At 52.7% G+C, this 14,433-nt stretch carries 13 protein-coding genes and 3 pseudogenes; 8 read left to right on the top strand and 8 right to left on the bottom strand.

Annotated elements, in window-relative coordinates; genetic code table 11:
* Positions 1 to 27: 27 nt before the first annotated feature.
* From rpoZ to recG, 4 genes are read left to right on the top strand one after another with little or no spacing between them, the layout of a single operon-like run.
* Positions 28 to 303, top strand: a complete 276-nt coding sequence (rpoZ, locus tag ABIE29_RS16595; protein WP_024482945.1) for a DNA-directed RNA polymerase subunit omega — start codon at positions 28 to 30, stop codon at positions 301 to 303.
* Positions 304 to 321: 18 nt separating this feature from the next.
* On the top strand, positions 322 to 2,436 hold the full coding sequence (gene spoT / locus ABIE29_RS16590; protein WP_024482946.1) for a bifunctional GTP diphosphokinase/guanosine-3',5'-bis pyrophosphate 3'-pyrophosphohydrolase: 2,115 nt from the start codon (positions 322 to 324) through the stop codon (positions 2,434 to 2,436).
* A 5-nt stretch (positions 2,437 to 2,441) separates the two neighbouring features.
* Positions 2,442 to 3,140, top strand: a complete 699-nt coding sequence (gene trmH, locus ABIE29_RS16585) for a tRNA (guanosine(18)-2'-O)-methyltransferase TrmH (protein ID WP_418348621.1) — start codon at positions 2,442 to 2,444, stop codon at positions 3,138 to 3,140.
* Positions 3,137 to 5,218, top strand: a complete 2,082-nt coding sequence (gene recG / locus ABIE29_RS16580; RefSeq protein ID WP_024527837.1) for an ATP-dependent DNA helicase RecG — start codon at positions 3,137 to 3,139, stop codon at positions 5,216 to 5,218. The genes trmH and recG overlap by 4 nt, the downstream gene beginning before the upstream one ends.
* A gap of 40 nt (positions 5,219 to 5,258) precedes the next feature.
* Here recG and gltS read toward each other — a convergent pair whose 3' ends face one another.
* The gene (gene gltS, locus ABIE29_RS16575; protein WP_429619784.1) at positions 5,259 to 6,470 is read right to left on the bottom strand and encodes a sodium/glutamate symporter; all 1,212 of its coding nucleotides are present in this window, start codon (positions 6,468 to 6,470) and stop codon (positions 5,259 to 5,261) included.
* Positions 6,471 to 6,707: 237 nt separating this feature from the next.
* Here gltS and ABIE29_RS16570 point away from each other — a divergent pair, with 237 nt between their 5' ends.
* Both ABIE29_RS16570 and ABIE29_RS16565 read left to right on the top strand, forming a co-directional pair.
* The gene (locus ABIE29_RS16570) at positions 6,708 to 8,105 is read left to right on the top strand and encodes a nucleobase:cation symporter-2 family protein (protein WP_429619783.1); all 1,398 of its coding nucleotides are present in this window, start codon (positions 6,708 to 6,710) and stop codon (positions 8,103 to 8,105) included.
* Between the two features lie 141 nt (positions 8,106 to 8,246).
* Complete coding sequence (locus tag ABIE29_RS16565) at positions 8,247 to 9,911, top strand: AsmA family protein (RefSeq protein ID WP_429619782.1); 1,665 nt, start codon at positions 8,247 to 8,249, stop codon at positions 9,909 to 9,911.
* 18 nt (positions 9,912 to 9,929) lie between these two features.
* Here the strand turns inward: ABIE29_RS16565 and ABIE29_RS16560 are convergent.
* The 3 genes and pseudogenes from ABIE29_RS16560 to ABIE29_RS16550 form a co-directional block, all read right to left on the bottom strand.
* Positions 9,930 to 10,031, bottom strand: a pseudogene (locus ABIE29_RS16560) (hypothetical protein); the annotation flags it as partial.
* A gap of 85 nt (positions 10,032 to 10,116) precedes the next feature.
* Positions 10,117 to 10,470, bottom strand: a complete 354-nt coding sequence (locus ABIE29_RS16555) for a hypothetical protein (RefSeq protein ID WP_429619781.1) — start codon at positions 10,468 to 10,470, stop codon at positions 10,117 to 10,119.
* Between the two features lie 386 nt (positions 10,471 to 10,856).
* Positions 10,857 to 11,215 (bottom strand): annotated as a pseudogene (locus tag ABIE29_RS16550) (hemagglutinin repeat-containing protein); the annotation flags it as partial.
* Between the two features lie 75 nt (positions 11,216 to 11,290).
* On the opposite strand from ABIE29_RS16550, the gene ABIE29_RS16545 reads away from it, so the two are divergent.
* Positions 11,291 to 11,449, top strand: a complete 159-nt coding sequence (locus ABIE29_RS16545) for a SymE family type I addiction module toxin (protein ID WP_429619883.1) — start codon at positions 11,291 to 11,293, stop codon at positions 11,447 to 11,449.
* Positions 11,450 to 11,499: 50 nt separating this feature from the next.
* On the opposite strand, the gene ABIE29_RS16540 is transcribed toward ABIE29_RS16545, so the two are convergent.
* Both ABIE29_RS16540 and ABIE29_RS16535 read right to left on the bottom strand, forming a co-directional pair.
* The gene (locus ABIE29_RS16540) at positions 11,500 to 11,826 is read right to left on the bottom strand and encodes a zinc ABC transporter substrate-binding protein (protein WP_429619780.1); all 327 of its coding nucleotides are present in this window, start codon (positions 11,824 to 11,826) and stop codon (positions 11,500 to 11,502) included.
* A 25-nt stretch (positions 11,827 to 11,851) separates the two neighbouring features.
* Positions 11,852 to 12,619: pseudogene (locus ABIE29_RS16535) on the bottom strand (hemagglutinin repeat-containing protein); the annotation flags it as partial.
* Between the two features lie 217 nt (positions 12,620 to 12,836).
* On the opposite strand from ABIE29_RS16535, the gene ABIE29_RS16530 reads away from it, so the two are divergent.
* Positions 12,837 to 12,995 (top strand): SymE family type I addiction module toxin, encoded by a 159-nt coding sequence (locus ABIE29_RS16530; RefSeq protein ID WP_429619882.1) that lies wholly within the window; start codon positions 12,837 to 12,839, stop codon positions 12,993 to 12,995.
* Positions 12,996 to 13,044: 49 nt separating this feature from the next.
* On the opposite strand, the gene ABIE29_RS16525 is transcribed toward ABIE29_RS16530, so the two are convergent.
* The gene (locus ABIE29_RS16525; protein ID WP_429619779.1) at positions 13,045 to 13,647 is read right to left on the bottom strand and encodes a hypothetical protein; all 603 of its coding nucleotides are present in this window, start codon (positions 13,645 to 13,647) and stop codon (positions 13,045 to 13,047) included.
* A complete protein-coding gene (locus tag ABIE29_RS16520) occupies positions 13,631 to 14,281 on the bottom strand; it encodes a hypothetical protein (RefSeq protein ID WP_429619778.1) in 651 nt (216 codons plus the stop codon). Before ABIE29_RS16520 ends, ABIE29_RS16525 begins: the two co-directional genes overlap by 17 nt.
* Between the last annotated feature and the right edge of the window lie 152 nt (positions 14,282 to 14,433).

The following is a 14,433-nucleotide window of genomic DNA, read 5'->3' as shown; positions in this document are numbered from 1 at the left end:
TTTCGTCACCTGTGGAGTAGCACAAATATGGCACGCGTAACTGTTCAAGACGCTGTAGAGAAAATTGGTAACCGTTTTGACCTGGTGTTGGTCGCTGCTCGTCGGGCACGTCAAATCCAGACCGGTGGTAAGGATGCACTGGTACCTGAAGAGAATGATAAGTACACCGTTATCGCTCTGCGCGAAATCGAAGAAGGCCTGATCAACAGCCAGATCCTCGATGTTCGTGAGCGCCAGGAACAGCAAGAGCAGGAAGCCGCAGAGATCCAGGCGGTTACCGCGATTGCTGAAGGTCGTCGTTAATTAGACTGTGAGTCTGCCTTGTACCTGTTTGAAAGCCTGAATCTGCTGATTCAACGTTACCTGCCTGAGGAGCAGATTAAGCGCCTCAAACAGGCATACCTCGTCGCACGTGATGCTCACGAGGGACAGACACGCTCCAGTGGTGAGCCCTACATTACTCACCCGGTTGCCGTGGCATGCATTCTGGCGGAAATGCGTCTCGATCATGAGACGCTGATGGCAGCCCTGCTGCACGACGTCATCGAAGACACCCCGGCCACCTATCAGGATATGGAACAACTGTTTGGCAAAAGCGTTGCCGAACTGGTTGAGGGCGTATCCAAGCTAGACAAATTAAAATTCCAGGATAAGAAAGAAGCGCAGGCGGAGAACTTCCGCAAGATGATCATGGCGATGGTGCAGGATATCCGCGTCGTGCTGATCAAGCTGGCCGACCGCACCCACAATATGCGAACGCTTGGTTCGCTGCGCCCGGACAAACGGCGGCGTATCGCCCGTGAAACCCTGGAAATCTATAGCCCACTGGCCCACCGCCTGGGTATTCATCATCTGAAAACCGAGCTGGAAGAGCTGGGTTTTGAAGCGCTTTACCCGAACCGCTACCGCGTCATCAAAGAAGTGGTGAAAGCCGCGCGCGGTAACCGTAAGGAGATGATCCAGAAAATCCTCTCCGAGATCGAAGGGCGTCTGACCGAAGCCGGTATCCCCTGCCGCGTCAGCGGGCGGGAAAAGCACCTCTATTCCATCTACTGCAAAATGCACCTGAAAGAACAGCGCTTCCATTCCATCATGGATATTTACGCGTTCCGGGTGATCGTCAAGGAAGTGGATACCTGCTACCGGGTGCTGGGCCAGGCACACAGCCTGTATAAGCCACGCCCGGGCCGGGTAAAAGACTATATCGCCATTCCCAAGGCCAACGGCTATCAATCGCTGCACACCTCACTGATCGGCCCGCACGGCGTGCCGGTTGAGGTACAGATCCGTACCGAAGATATGGATCAGATGGCCGAAATGGGGGTCGCCGCGCACTGGGCCTATAAAGAAAAGGAACAGGGCGAAACCGGCGGCACCACCGCACAGATCCGCGCCCAGCGCTGGATGCAGAGCCTGCTGGAGCTGCAACAAAGCGCCGGTAGCTCGTTTGAATTTATTGAAAGCGTAAAATCCGATCTGTTCCCCGATGAGATTTACGTTTTCACCCCGGAAGGCCGTATTGTCGAGCTGCCAGCCGGTGCCACACCGGTCGACTTTGCCTACGCCGTGCATACCGATATCGGCCACGCCTGCGTTGGCGCACGTGTCGATCGCCAGCCGCATCCATTGTCACAAGCTTTAGCCAGTGGCCAGACGGTAGAGATCATCACCGCTCCGGGTGCCCGGCCAAATGCCGCCTGGCTGAACTTTGTGGTGAGCTCCAAAGCCCGAGCCAAAATTCGCCAGATGTTGAAAAACCTCAAGCGCGATGATTCCGTCAGCCTGGGCCGCCGTTTGCTCAACCATGCGCTCGGGGGCAGCCGCAAACTTTCGGAAGTGCCGCCAGAGAATATCCAGCATGAACTGGACCGCATGAAGCTGGCCACGCTGGACGATCTGCTGGCAGAAATCGGCCTAGGTAACGCCATGAGCGTGGTAGTCGCGAAGAACCTGCAGGGCGATCAGTCCAGCCTGGGTTCGTCGAACGGCGTGCGCAACCTGGCCATCAAAGGCGCCGATGGCGTATTGATCACCTTTGCCAAGTGCTGCCGCCCAATTCCAGGCGACCCGATTATTGCCCATGTCAGCCCGGGCAAAGGTCTGGTGGTTCACCATGAATCCTGTCGTAATATCCGCGGCTATCAGAAAGAGCCAGAGAAATTCATGGCGGTCGAATGGGATATGGAAACCGAGCAGGAGTTCATTGCGGAAATCAAGGTGGACATGTTCAACCATCAGGGTGCGTTGGCCAACCTCACGGCGGCGATCAACGCGGCCGAATCGAATATTCAAAGCCTGAATACCGAAGAGAAAGATGGCCGGGTCTACAGCGCCTTTATCCGCCTGACCACCCGCGACCGCATCCACTTGGCAAATATTATGCGTAAAATCCGTATCATGCCGGATGTGATTAAAGTTAACCGTAACCGAAACTAGCGCCTATGAGCCCCGAACGCTATGCGCGGATTTGTGAAATGCTGGCCACCCGGCAGCCCGATCTGACGGTCTGCCTGGAACAGGTTCACAAACCGCATAACGTCTCCGCGATTATCCGTACCGCCGATGCCGTCGGCGTACACCAGGTGCATGCCGTGTGGCCTACCCCGCGGATGCGTACCCTGGTCTCCTCCGCTGCGGGCAGCAATAGCTGGGTGAGCGTCAAAACCCACCCCACCATCGCCGATGCAGTTACGCATCTGAAAGGTCAAGGGATGCAAATTCTGGCAACTCACCTTTCTGCCCGCGCCGTCGATTTTCGCGAAATAGACTATACCCGCCCCACCTGCATTCTGCTGGGGCAGGAAAAAACCGGCATCACCGAAGAGGCGCTAGCCCTGGCCGATCAGGACATTATCATTCCGATGATCGGTATGGTGCAGTCGCTGAATGTCTCTGTCGCTGCAGCTCTGATCCTGTATGAGGCCCAACGCCAGCGGCAAAACGCCGGTATGTATCGCCGCGATCTCAGCGCGTTAGATGAGCAGGAACAGCAACGCCTGCTGTTTGAAGGCGGCTACCCGGTGTTAGCCAACGTAGCCAAACGCAAACGGCTACCGCGCCCGCAGATTGACGATCAAGGCCAAGTGGTTGCCGACGCCGAATGGTGGGCAGCCATGCAGGCAACGACGGTACGCCGATGAAAGGCCGCCTGCTGGATGCCGTCCCACTCACTACACTTTCCGGGGTTGGAGCCAGCCAGGCGGGGAAACTGGCCAAAATCGGCCTGAATACCATCCAGGATCTGCTGCTGCACCTTCCGTTGCGTTACGAAGACCGCACCCGCCTCTACCCAATCAACGATCTGCTGCCGGGCATTTTTGCCACGGTGGAAGGGGAAGTACTGCGCAGCGATATCAGCTTTGGCCGCCGCCGTATGCTCACCTGCCAGATCAGCGACGGCACCGGCATTCTGACCATGCGTTTTTTCAACTTCAACGCGGCGATGAAGAACAGCCTGGCAACCGGCCGCCACGTAACGGCCTATGGCGAAGTCAAACGCGGGGCCCACGGCGCAGAGATCATCCATCCGGAATACCGTGTCCAGGGGGAAAACAGCGAGGTCGAGCTGCAAGAAGCCCTGACGCCGGTGTATCCCACTACTGAAGGGATCCGCCAGGCCACGCTGCGCAAGTTGACCGATCAGGCGCTGGAGTTGCTGGATACCTGTGCGATTGCCGAGCTGCTGCCACCGGAATTAAGCGGTGGCTTGATGAGTCTGCCACAGGCGCTGCATATGCTGCACCGTCCACCACCGGATATCCAACTGGCTGATTTGGAACAGGGTAAGCACCCGGCACAAAAACGCCTGATCCTTGAAGAGCTGCTGGCGCATAACCTCAGCATGTTGGCCGTTCGTGCCGGTGCGCAAAGCTATCGGGCATTATCGCTAACCCCAGACGATCGGCTTAAAAACCGCTTCCTGGCCCAGCTCCCCTTCTCGCCTACCGGTGCTCAGACTCGGGTCGTGGCAGATATTGAAGCGGACCTGCAAAAAGGTTTCCCGATGATGCGCCTGGTGCAGGGCGACGTCGGCTCAGGTAAAACCCTGGTTGCTGCCCTGGCCGCACTACGCGTCATTGCTCACGGTAAACAGGTGGCGCTAATGGCCCCTACTGAGCTGCTTGCCGAACAGCACGCCAATAATTTCCGCCAGTGGTTTGAACCCTTGGGGATTGAGGTAGGTTGGTTGGCAGGCAAGCAAAAGGGCAAGGCACGCCTCGCCCAGCAGGAAGCCATTGCCAGCGGCCAGGTGTCGATGGTGGTCGGGACGCACGCCATTTTTCAGGAGCAGGTGCAGTTTAATGGCCTGGCTTTGGTGATTATCGATGAACAGCACCGCTTTGGCGTGCATCAGCGGCTGGCGCTGTGGGAGAAAGGCGAAGAGCAAGGGTTCCATGCTCATCAGTTGATCATGACCGCCACGCCAATCCCACGCACGCTGGCGATGACCGCCTACGCCGATCTGGACACCTCGGTGATCGATGAATTGCCGCCGGGCCGTACGCCGGTGACAACGGTGGCGATCCCCGATACGCGCCGGGCCGATATCATCCAGCGGGTAAAAAGTGCCTGTATCGAAGAAGGCCGCCAGGCGTATTGGGTCTGCACGCTGATCGAAGAGTCTGATTTGCTGGAAGCCCAGGCCGCGGAAGCAACCTGGGAAGAGTTGAAGATTGCGTTGCCCGAACTGAAGGTGGCGCTGGTGCATGGCCGCATGAAGTCAGCGGAGAAACAGGCGGTGATGCAGGCCTTCAAGCAGGGCGAACTGCAATTGCTGGTAGCCACCACGGTGATTGAAGTGGGCGTTGATGTACCAAACGCCAGCCTGATGATCATCGAAAACCCGGAGCGGCTTGGTTTGGCCCAGCTGCACCAGTTGCGTGGCCGGGTTGGCCGCGGTGCAGTCGCCTCTCACTGCGTGCTGCTGTATAAAACCCCGCTCAGCAAAACCGCCCAAAAACGTCTGCAGGTGCTGCGCGACAGTAACGATGGCTTTGTGATTGCCCAGCAAGATTTGGAAATTCGTGGACCGGGTGAGCTATTGGGGACGCGCCAAACCGGCAGTGCAGAGTTTAAAGTAGCCGATTTGTTGCGCGATCAGGCCATGATCCCTGAAGTTCAGCGCGTAGCGCGCCATATTCACCAGCAGTATCCGCAGCATGCTCACGCACTGATTGAGCGCTGGCTGCCGGAAACCGCTCGCTACTCCAACGCCTAATCAATTAACCCCTCTTGTCGCCAAGAGGGGTTATCATCACTTAACCAATCGCCGGGAACAACGGCAACATCAGGTACAGCTTAATCACGATGGCGTTAGCGATATCGATAAAGAACGCGCCCACCATCGGCACCACCAAAAATGCCAGATGCGAAGGGCCGAAACGATCGGTGATCGCCTGCATGTTGGCAATGGCCGTTGGCGTCGCCCCCATGCCAAAACCGCAGTGCCCCGCAGCCAGCACGGCAGCATCGTAGTTTTTACCCATCACGCGGTAGGTCACGAAGATGGCATACAGCGCCATGACCAGCGTCTGCACCGCCAGGATCGCCAACATCGGCAGGGCCAGTGAAGCCAGCTCCCACAGGCGCAGGCTCATCAACGCCATCGCCAGGAACAGCGACAGGCTCACGTTACCCAATACGGAGACCGCTCGCTCAAACACCTGGTAGAAGCCCGTTGCCGACAGGGTGTTGCTGAGGATCACACCAACAAACAGCACGCAGACAAAGGTCGGCAGTTCAAAAGCGGTGCCGTTCAATAACCCGGCAATAAAGTTACCGATACTCAGGCAGATGGCGATCATGGCGATGGTTTCTATCATCACCAGCGAGGTGATCAAGCGGCCACTTTCCGGCTTTTCAAAGCCGCTCGGCTGCACGCTGTCATCCGGTGTGCCTTCCGGCGTTGAGGAGTGTTTCACCAGATAGCGAGCTACCGGGCCACCTATCAGGCCGCCCAGCACCAAACCAAAGGTAGCGCAGGCCATGGCCACCTCGGTGGCATTTTCAAACCCGTAGCGTTCGATGAACACCTTGCTCCAGGCCGCCCCAGTGCCATGCCCGCCAGAAAGCGTAATCGAGCCAGCAATCAGCCCCATCAACGGATCCAGCCCCAGCATTTTCGCCATGCCGATACCGATGGCATTCTGTACCAACAGCAGACCCAGCACCACAAACAGGAACACGACCAGTGCCTTGCCCCCCGCCCGCAGGCGCGCCAGGTTGGCATTCAGGCCGATAGTGGCGAAGAAGGCCAGCATCAGTGGGTCTTTCAGCGACATATCAAAGCCGATTTCCCAGTTCACCGTTTTCTTCATAACCAAGAGCAGGAGCGCCACCAGTAGACCACCGGCAACGGGAGCAGGAATAGTATATTTTCTCAGCAGAGGAATGGAGCGCACGCATTTGCCCCCAAGCAGCAGGACCAGCGTGGCGGCAACTAAAGTGCCGTAAGTATCGAGATGAAACATCTAGCTACTCCGTGTAGTAATAAAATCCAATAAATTAATAAGTTATAAAATTTACTCAGTTTTTTAACTTGATGAAGGGGGGATTAAAAGTAAAAACGGCTAATAACACAAGAAAAAATGAACGAAAATGCGACATTAATGGTTTCAGCATCGTGCAAAATATTAAGGCGCAACCGTTTGCTTTTGTGAGACAGATCATTAAAATGCCTTCTTTGCCGCCTTTGGGAAAGCCACACCATGTCCAGCCAAACCGCCGAGCTTGATGCCGCGCAAAAAGCATCAGCCCCCGTTTCACACAATAGTGAACTGATTTACCGCCTGGAAGATCGCCCGCCGTTGCCGCAAACGCTGTTTGCCGCCAGTCAGCATTTGCTAGCGATGTTTGTTGCCGTGATCACCCCGGCCCTGTTGATCTGCCAGGCACTTGGCCTGCCAGCGCAGGATACACAGCACATCATCAGCATGTCGCTGTTCGCTTCCGGTCTGGCCTCGATCCTGCAAATCAAAACCTGGGGCCCGGTGGGGTCTGGCCTGCTGTCTATTCAGGGCACCAGCTTTAACTTTGTCTCACCGCTGATTATGGGCGGGCTGGCGCTGAAAAACGGCGGTGCAGACGTGCCCACCATGATGGCCGCACTGTTCGGCACTTTGATGGTGGCCTCCTGTACCGAAATCCTGCTGTCACGCGTACTGCACCTGGCGCGCCGCATCATTACCCCGCTGGTCTCCGGCATTGTGGTGATGATTATCGGCCTGTCGCTGATCCAGGTCGGGCTGACCTCTATCGGCGGCGGCTATGCGGCGATGAGCGATCACACCTTCGGCTCGCCCAAGAATCTGCTGCTGGCAGGCGCGGTGCTGGTAGTGATTATTCTGCTTAACCGCCAGCGTAACCCTTACCTGCGCGTCGCTTCGTTGGTGATCGCCATGGCCGTGGGTTATCTGCTGGCCTGGGCCATGGGCATGTTGCCGGAAACCGAGCCAGCCAGCCAAACGACCTTGATCACCGTGCCTACCCCGCTGTATTACGGCCTGGGCTTTGACTGGAACCTGCTGTTGCCGCTGATGCTGATCTTTATGGTCACGTCGCTGGAAACCATCGGTGATATCACCGCTACCTCCGACGTTTCTGAACAGCCGGTCAGCGGCCCGCTATATATGAAACGCCTGAAAGGCGGCGTGCTGGCCAACGGCCTGAACTCGATGTTGTCAGCGGTGTTCAACACTTTCCCGAACTCCTGCTTTGGTCAGAACAACGGGGTGATCCAGCTGACCGGCGTTGCCAGCCGCTACGTCGGTTTTGTGGTGGCACTGATGCTGATCCTGCTGGGGCTGTTCCCTGCCGTTGCCGGTTTTGTGCAGCATATTCCTGAACCAGTGCTGGGCGGCGCGACCATCGTAATGTTTGGCACCATTGCAGCCTCCGGCGTGCGTATCGTTTCCCGCGAGAAGCTTAACCGCCGTGCCATCATGATTATGGCGCTGTCTCTGGCCGTCGGCATGGGGGTTTCCCAACAGCCGCTAATCTTGCAGTTTGCACCGGACTGGCTGAAAACCCTGCTTTCTTCCGGTATCGCCGCCGGTGGTATCACCGCCATTGTGCTGAACCTGCTGTTCCCACCAGAAGAAAAATAAGCGCTCCCCGCAGCAAACCAACGGCCATTGGCGAAACGCTACTGGCCGTTTTTTTATTGTCTTTCAGGCCATTGCCCTTGAGCTGACGGACTAATTGCGGCATAAACAGGGTATCTTTTCTGACCGCTACGGATCCACACGATGAAATTTATCGGAAAACTATTGATCACGTTGCTGCTGCTGATAGCGCTGGCCATTGTGCTGCTCTACGTGGTGGGGCAAACCCGCTGGGCCGCAGGCTGGTTGAGTCACTGGATCAGCGATCGTGGTGATTACCAGCTGTCGGTAGAAAAAATAACGCATTCGTGGAGCAAACCAGGGCAACTCAGCTTAGAGGGCGTAACCCTCGCCCGCACCAACCAACCGCAGCTCTTGGCGGCCAAGCAGGTCGATATGGCTTTCAGCCTGCGGCAAATCACCGAGCCACGCTATTTCGATAGCATTACGCTACGCGACGGCACCCTAAACGTTCAGCCTTTGCAGGGCGCACCGCTGCCAATACAGGCCGATGTGCTACAACTGAGCAATATGGCGCTGCAATCCAACGATGAGAGCTGGCAGCTTAATGCGCAGAAGGTCAATGCAGGGATTAACCCGTGGCAGCCAACGGCAGGTCATTTGCTCGGGGATAACAATCAGTTCCAGTTCAGCGCCGGTTCAATGGTGGTCAACGGAATTCCGGCCTCACAGGTGTTGATCCAGGGTGAAATCAAACAAAATCAGCTGATATTGAGCGACTTTGGTGCCGATCTGGCACAAGGCGATCTGACCGGGGTAGCAAGCCGAGCTGCCGATGGCAGTTGGTTGGTTGAACGGTTGCGGCTGAGCAACGTCCGCCTACAAGTACCAATGACGCTAGAACAGTTTTGGAGCCGATTCACGGCGTTGCCACCCATTACGTTAAAACGCTTTGATCTGATTAACGCCCGCCTGGAAGGAAACGCCTGGGCGGCGAACGATCTCGATCTGTCGATGCAAAATATCACCTTCCAGCAGGGGGATTGGAGCAGTCAGGATGGCGCGATCAACTTCACCGCCGACGACCTGATCAATGGCAACTTCCATCTCATCGATCCGATTATGGATATGCGGCTCTCGCCAGCGGGTATTGCCATTGGTCAGTTCAGCACCCGCTGGGAAGGTGGATTGCTGCGTACCACCGGCAACTGGCTGCGCGCCAATAAGCGCCTGCAACTCGACGAGGTGGCCGTCTCTGCGCTGGAGTACACCTTGCCCAGCAACTGGCATGAACTCTGGTTACAACCGCTACCAAGCTGGCTGGCGGAGGTGTATGTCGCCAAGATGAGCACCAACCGTAACCTGATCATCGATATCAACCCGGATTTCCCGTTCCAGCTCACCTCGCTGGATGGCTACGGCAGCAACCTGCTGCTGGCCAGTGACCATCAGTGGGGGATTTGGTCCGGCTCGCTGAAACTCAACGCCGGTGGTGCCACCTTTAACAAGATCGACGTACGCCGCCCTTCTTTGGCATTGGATGCGGATGCACAGCAGATCAACGTTACCGAGCTGAGCGCCTTTATGCCCGATGGCTTGTTGGATGCCAAGGCCAACGTCAGCCAACTGCCTGGTAAACCGTTTACGCTGTCCCTTAACGGGCGTTCGGTGCCTGTGAATACCTTGCAGCAATGGGGTTGGCAGCATGTGCCGCTGGAGGGTGATGGTAATCTGCAGTTGCAGCTGAAGGGATTACTCAACAGTGATGGGCCGTTTAAAGCGTCTTTGCAGGGCCAGCTGCAGGCTACCAGCAAGGATGGGCAGACTCTGGAGCAGCAGGTGCCGTGATAAGAAGGAGTTCGGTGAACTGCCACGATTGACGAGAGCCTTGTTGTAGGCCGCCCAGTTAGTGATCTTGAACTTTTGCTTTGCCACGGGAAACCACTCCAGTATCAGGAATGTGGTGATCTGATCCTGATTGCAGTCAGAATTTCGATTTATTCAACAAAGCCGGGTTAGAAGCAAAGATCCCGGCCAGTTGACCGGGATCTTTTTATCTAACTAAAGAGCTACTACTTACTGATATATATGGCCTTACACGTATTACGACTTTCGTAATTAACTCATCGGTAATAATTTCAGAGTATAGATATTCGCCTGTAGTATCCTTTTGCAGCTTTATCTCGCTAACATTTTCGGAAAGGTACCTAGACACTTCTTTCTCATTAAACGAGATGACCGTTTGTATCCAGCCAGCCGTAGCACAGAATGAAAAAATAATCTCTAACCCATTATCATCATTGGTTTGATATGCAAAATGTAAATCAGCAACTGCACTAATTGCCATGGGCTGTGACTCAAAAAACCCCAATAAATCAATTTCATAAGGGAATGACTTAATAAACATTACTTTTTACCATCTTTAGGAATAGTTGTGACAAATCTACGAGAACCATCAGGCATGATCTCAAAAGCAGTTTCTAATTTAGCCGCCTTTCCTGAAGGGCCAATAAGCAATGACTCCCGCACTTCAAAGGCTTGATTTCCTTTCGTATAGGTATCTACAACATTACCTTTCGTATTTGCTACCTGCTTTAAGTGTTCGGTAAGTACACTGGCCCCTTTCTCATTGGTTTCTAATCCCAAACGGTTCATTGTCTGAGCTAACTGAGTAGAGCAATCTGCGTTATGCTCACTACTTTTTACATTACCAAAGAGATAATCAAACTTCTTGGGATCAATAACTGTTTTGGTCGCATTTTCAGCGGCACTTGTAGAGCCTGTACTTGGTGTCTTCGTCACGGCCAGAACAGCTTTCGCCTCCACATACTGAACTAACTTAGCTTCACTGGTCGGCACACCGCTTGCCACGATCTCCGCTGCTCTTTGCGGCGTCATTTCTCCATCAGCAGTTAATGCACTGACCGGCCCCCAAAGAACTCGCCCCAGGCAATCAACAGACGACCTTTAACTGCATCCTGACCTTCTGGCATATCTCCTTGGGCGTTCTTGACCAAAGCTGCTGCGATTTCATCCGGTGAAGCTCCACTTTGCAGCATGGAGGCACCGAGCGAGGTTTGCGACATGCCGTAATCCGCCATGCCCTTACCAAAACCATTAGCATTCAGCGCATTATTCTCCACAACAACTTTCTCCAGTGCGGAGCCCATCATTGAACAGCATTTTTACTATCACAATCAGCAACTTAAAACCAATTCCGCAAGAGCATTGTCGGCTGCCGCCCCAACGGCGGCAGGCCCCACCCGCTGCCGCAACTGACCCTCAAGGGAAGATGGCTGGAGCCGCTGGGCTTTACTACCGGGCAGAAGATCGAGGTGATCACCGAGCCAGGGCAGTTGATTATCAGGCTGGCGGAATATACATAACCGACTGACCTGTAAAGTAAAAATCCCAGCCATAAGGGCTGGGATTTTTATCAAGGACCTTGCCATAACAACTTAGGTTTTAAACTATCAGGCACCATTTTGAATAAGGCTCTAATATATTCGATGTGTTGGTTATAATTAGGTGATATATCCTCGTTACATTTTTCAAAATAATATTTAGCCTGATTATTTAAGAACCATAAATCATGCTCAACAAATTCCGAAATTAGTAATGTATGCATTATATTATGCACTAGTTCAGCTTCAAAATAGCACGATATATCTCGACCTTTATCCTTTTTATCTAACGACTGGACATTCCTGATATAAGGCAAGGAAAGAGATAACATTTTCACATATATCTCATTTTTTTTCATAGGGATAACATTCTCCATAAGGTCCTCACTTCCTTGTCGGCATTGGTTTAGCCCCCGCTGGAGCATTCTTTGTCTGAGTCCATGAGCCGTTTTGTAGTAATTTCTCTATGTAAGATCTATCTCCCGTCTTTTTATATATTTCCTGAGCAGCTACCATTCGATGGTTACCTTCCGATATATAATAATTACCCTTGCTATCTATATAGCCAGCAATACGACCTTCAGGTGAAGTAAATCTATAATTTCCTGATGTCATATCATTTTTTATTTGATCTATTTGCTGTGGGTTTCTTAGCCCTACCTGCATGCTTTTTATACCGGTTGATGCGCCACCCTGAACGAGATTTGATACAGTTGTTTTAGCAAGATTGATTAGATCTTTACCCAATACTCCCAGTGAAGCCAATGCTGCTTGGTTTTCTGGGTCTGATGCAAACGCCGCGAACTTCGTCCAGCCAGGGCTGTTTACATCAATATTCGCCAGATCCTGACCGTTCCACTCCTGAACGTAAGCCTTTGCCTCATCGCTGGTCATTACGTCCACGCCAGGGATCTTACCCAGCCAGCTCGGACGCTCTGCCATATCAACACCACCCTGAGCCACTTCCTTATCAACAACCTGTGCTTCAAGTGGGTTATCTATCAGCTTCTGATCGGTTTCAGCACTTTGCTCATCACTGATGTTCTTCCATTTATCAATCACCGACTGGCAATCTCCACCAGAGGCTTTGCACGCCTGCATCTCTTTATCGAATGCGAGGGATTGTGTAGCACTCAGCGCATTATTCTCCACAACAACTTCTTCCGATGCGGAGCTAGCCAACGAACAGCTTTTTTACCAGTACACTCAGCAGCTTACAACCACTTTTTCCCTGTGTATTCCGGCCCGGGCAACTTTTTCCCCAGACGCGTTTTTTCAGCCCGTTACGCCATTTTCCCCTACGCTGTTAAAGAGCAACCAACCGCCCCATCATAAGTCAGAACCCGCCACACCCCAAGCCCGTAAGAGTATTGTCGGCTACCGCCCCAACGGTGGCAGACCGAACCCACCTCCACAACTGACGATTAGGGGAAGATGGCTAGAGCCGCTCGGATTTACTACCGGGCAGAAGATCGAAGTGATCACCGAACCGGGTCAGTTGATCATCCGGCTAGCAGTTGAAGGATAACTGGCTGACTCATAGAATAATCCCGCCACTGAGGGCGGGATTTCACCATTTACATCTGTAATTTCCAAAAATTCATGCCATTAATAAGCCAGTATTGCTCTTTGTCTGGTACTAACAAGCCAAAATCACTATTTGCTTGAGCGTTCCAATCAGAAGGTACAGACGCTTCGTGATTTCTATCCCAATCAGTATGGCGATATATTTTTTTGTCAAAATTGATATAAAACTTAGGTAGCCGCATTCTCCAGCTATCCCATTCAACTGATACCGGGTCTGTTAATGTAGATAAAAATCGCTCAACATAATCATAAAAACTGACAAGCTGCTCGTCAGATCTGCCCAATGTGAAGAATGATCTCATCCAGTCAACTGTATAAATAGTAACATCATTTTTGGTTATGTAATCTTTAAAGCTATCCTTAGATAATACAGGAACTCCATTTCTGAATGAACTTACTGCCTCATCATACAGAGACTCTTTCATCCATCCTTTAGCTATATACGCCTTATATTCCGGCCTAACATCGATGCAGTAATTATCCTTATTATCAACAATATAATAATGAATGCCATCCACAACAAAGATAGCTATATCTTTATCACCATTAAAAATAGCATCGAGTAAATTCTGATAATCATTTGTTAAATTCATTCAGAAATTCCTCTTTTGTTAATACGCGAGCTTTTGATGAGTTTTGCTCTATCAGCCTATCCCACACCTTAGGTAGTTCAAGCGAAACGCTAGGTTGACCTTTTGTAGGATCAACAATCTTAGGAGCATCCGGATCTTTCGGTACCCCAGGAATTGGCCTTTGAGGTACTGCTGCATCCATTATTTGTTTATGGAGAGCCGCATCGACTTCAAATACGACTACGCTACCATCTTGCCTTCTATTGGTCAGATAATAAGCAGCATGATTTGGTCCATTAGTGCTAACACACAATTGCCCACTACAACCCGAGTTAATAGTTACACTTCCGTCAGAGTTCACATTAATTCTATTTTGGCTTGTTTGTGTACCATTTCCACCACCTTCAACCCGAAAATAAGTTTCAGATGAGTTTGGTGCATTTTCTACAGGTTTTGCCGTCGAGTTTCCAGGTTTCGCACCCGGTGCAACATCTTTCCCAAACTGTTTCGTCAGTGCTCCAGATGCGACTACAGCACTCACACCCCCCGCGATGTACATGGAACCAACATAGGCTCCTGCTCTCGCTTTGGCCTCATCCTCCGTGTACCCAAACGACATGAACGCCTGCGTATACCCTTCCAGAATGTTAAACACTTCCTTCGCATTCGGGTCTGTTGAGTTCAACAGATTCTGTATCTGTTGATACCCTGCCTGAGCCTCTTTCGGGTTCTGGTAAGTCTGGTTGAAGTACGTATCTTGCGCGGCCTTCGCTTTTGCTCTTTCTACCTGACAGTCACCACCTTTGC

Origin of the sequence: Serratia sp. 2723, from assembly GCF_050434425.1 — a bacterium.
Taxonomy (GTDB): Bacteria; Pseudomonadota; Gammaproteobacteria; order Enterobacterales; family Enterobacteriaceae; genus Chania.
Note: the sequence above shows the minus strand (reverse complement) of the source record. Positions and strands in the feature narration are given on the sequence as shown.

What these genes read in the sequence shown, in the direction of transcription:
- rpoZ (WP_024482945.1), top strand. Translation starts at nt 28, where the DNA reads ATGGCACGCGTAACTGTTCAAGACGCTGTAGAGAAAATTGGTAACCGT.
- ABIE29_RS16570 (WP_429619783.1), top strand. Translation starts at nt 6,708, where the DNA reads ATGTCCAGCCAAACCGCCGAGCTTGATGCCGCGCAAAAAGCATCAGCC.
- ABIE29_RS16540 (WP_429619780.1), bottom strand. Translation starts at nt 11,826, where the DNA reads ATGAAAAAAAATGAGATATATGTGAAAATGTTATCTCTTTCCTTGCCT.
- ABIE29_RS16525 (WP_429619779.1), bottom strand. Translation starts at nt 13,647, where the DNA reads ATGAATTTAACAAATGATTATCAGAATTTACTCGATGCTATTTTTAAT.
- gltS (WP_429619784.1), bottom strand. Translation starts at nt 6,470, where the DNA reads ATGTTTCATCTCGATACTTACGGCACTTTAGTTGCCGCCACGCTGGTC.
- ABIE29_RS16565 (WP_429619782.1), top strand. Translation starts at nt 8,247, where the DNA reads ATGAAATTTATCGGAAAACTATTGATCACGTTGCTGCTGCTGATAGCG.
- recG (WP_024527837.1), top strand. Translation starts at nt 3,137, where the DNA reads ATGAAAGGCCGCCTGCTGGATGCCGTCCCACTCACTACACTTTCCGGG.
- trmH (WP_418348621.1), top strand. Translation starts at nt 2,442, where the DNA reads ATGAGCCCCGAACGCTATGCGCGGATTTGTGAAATGCTGGCCACCCGG.
- ABIE29_RS16555 (WP_429619781.1), bottom strand. Translation starts at nt 10,470, where the DNA reads ATGTTTATTAAGTCATTCCCTTATGAAATTGATTTATTGGGGTTTTTT.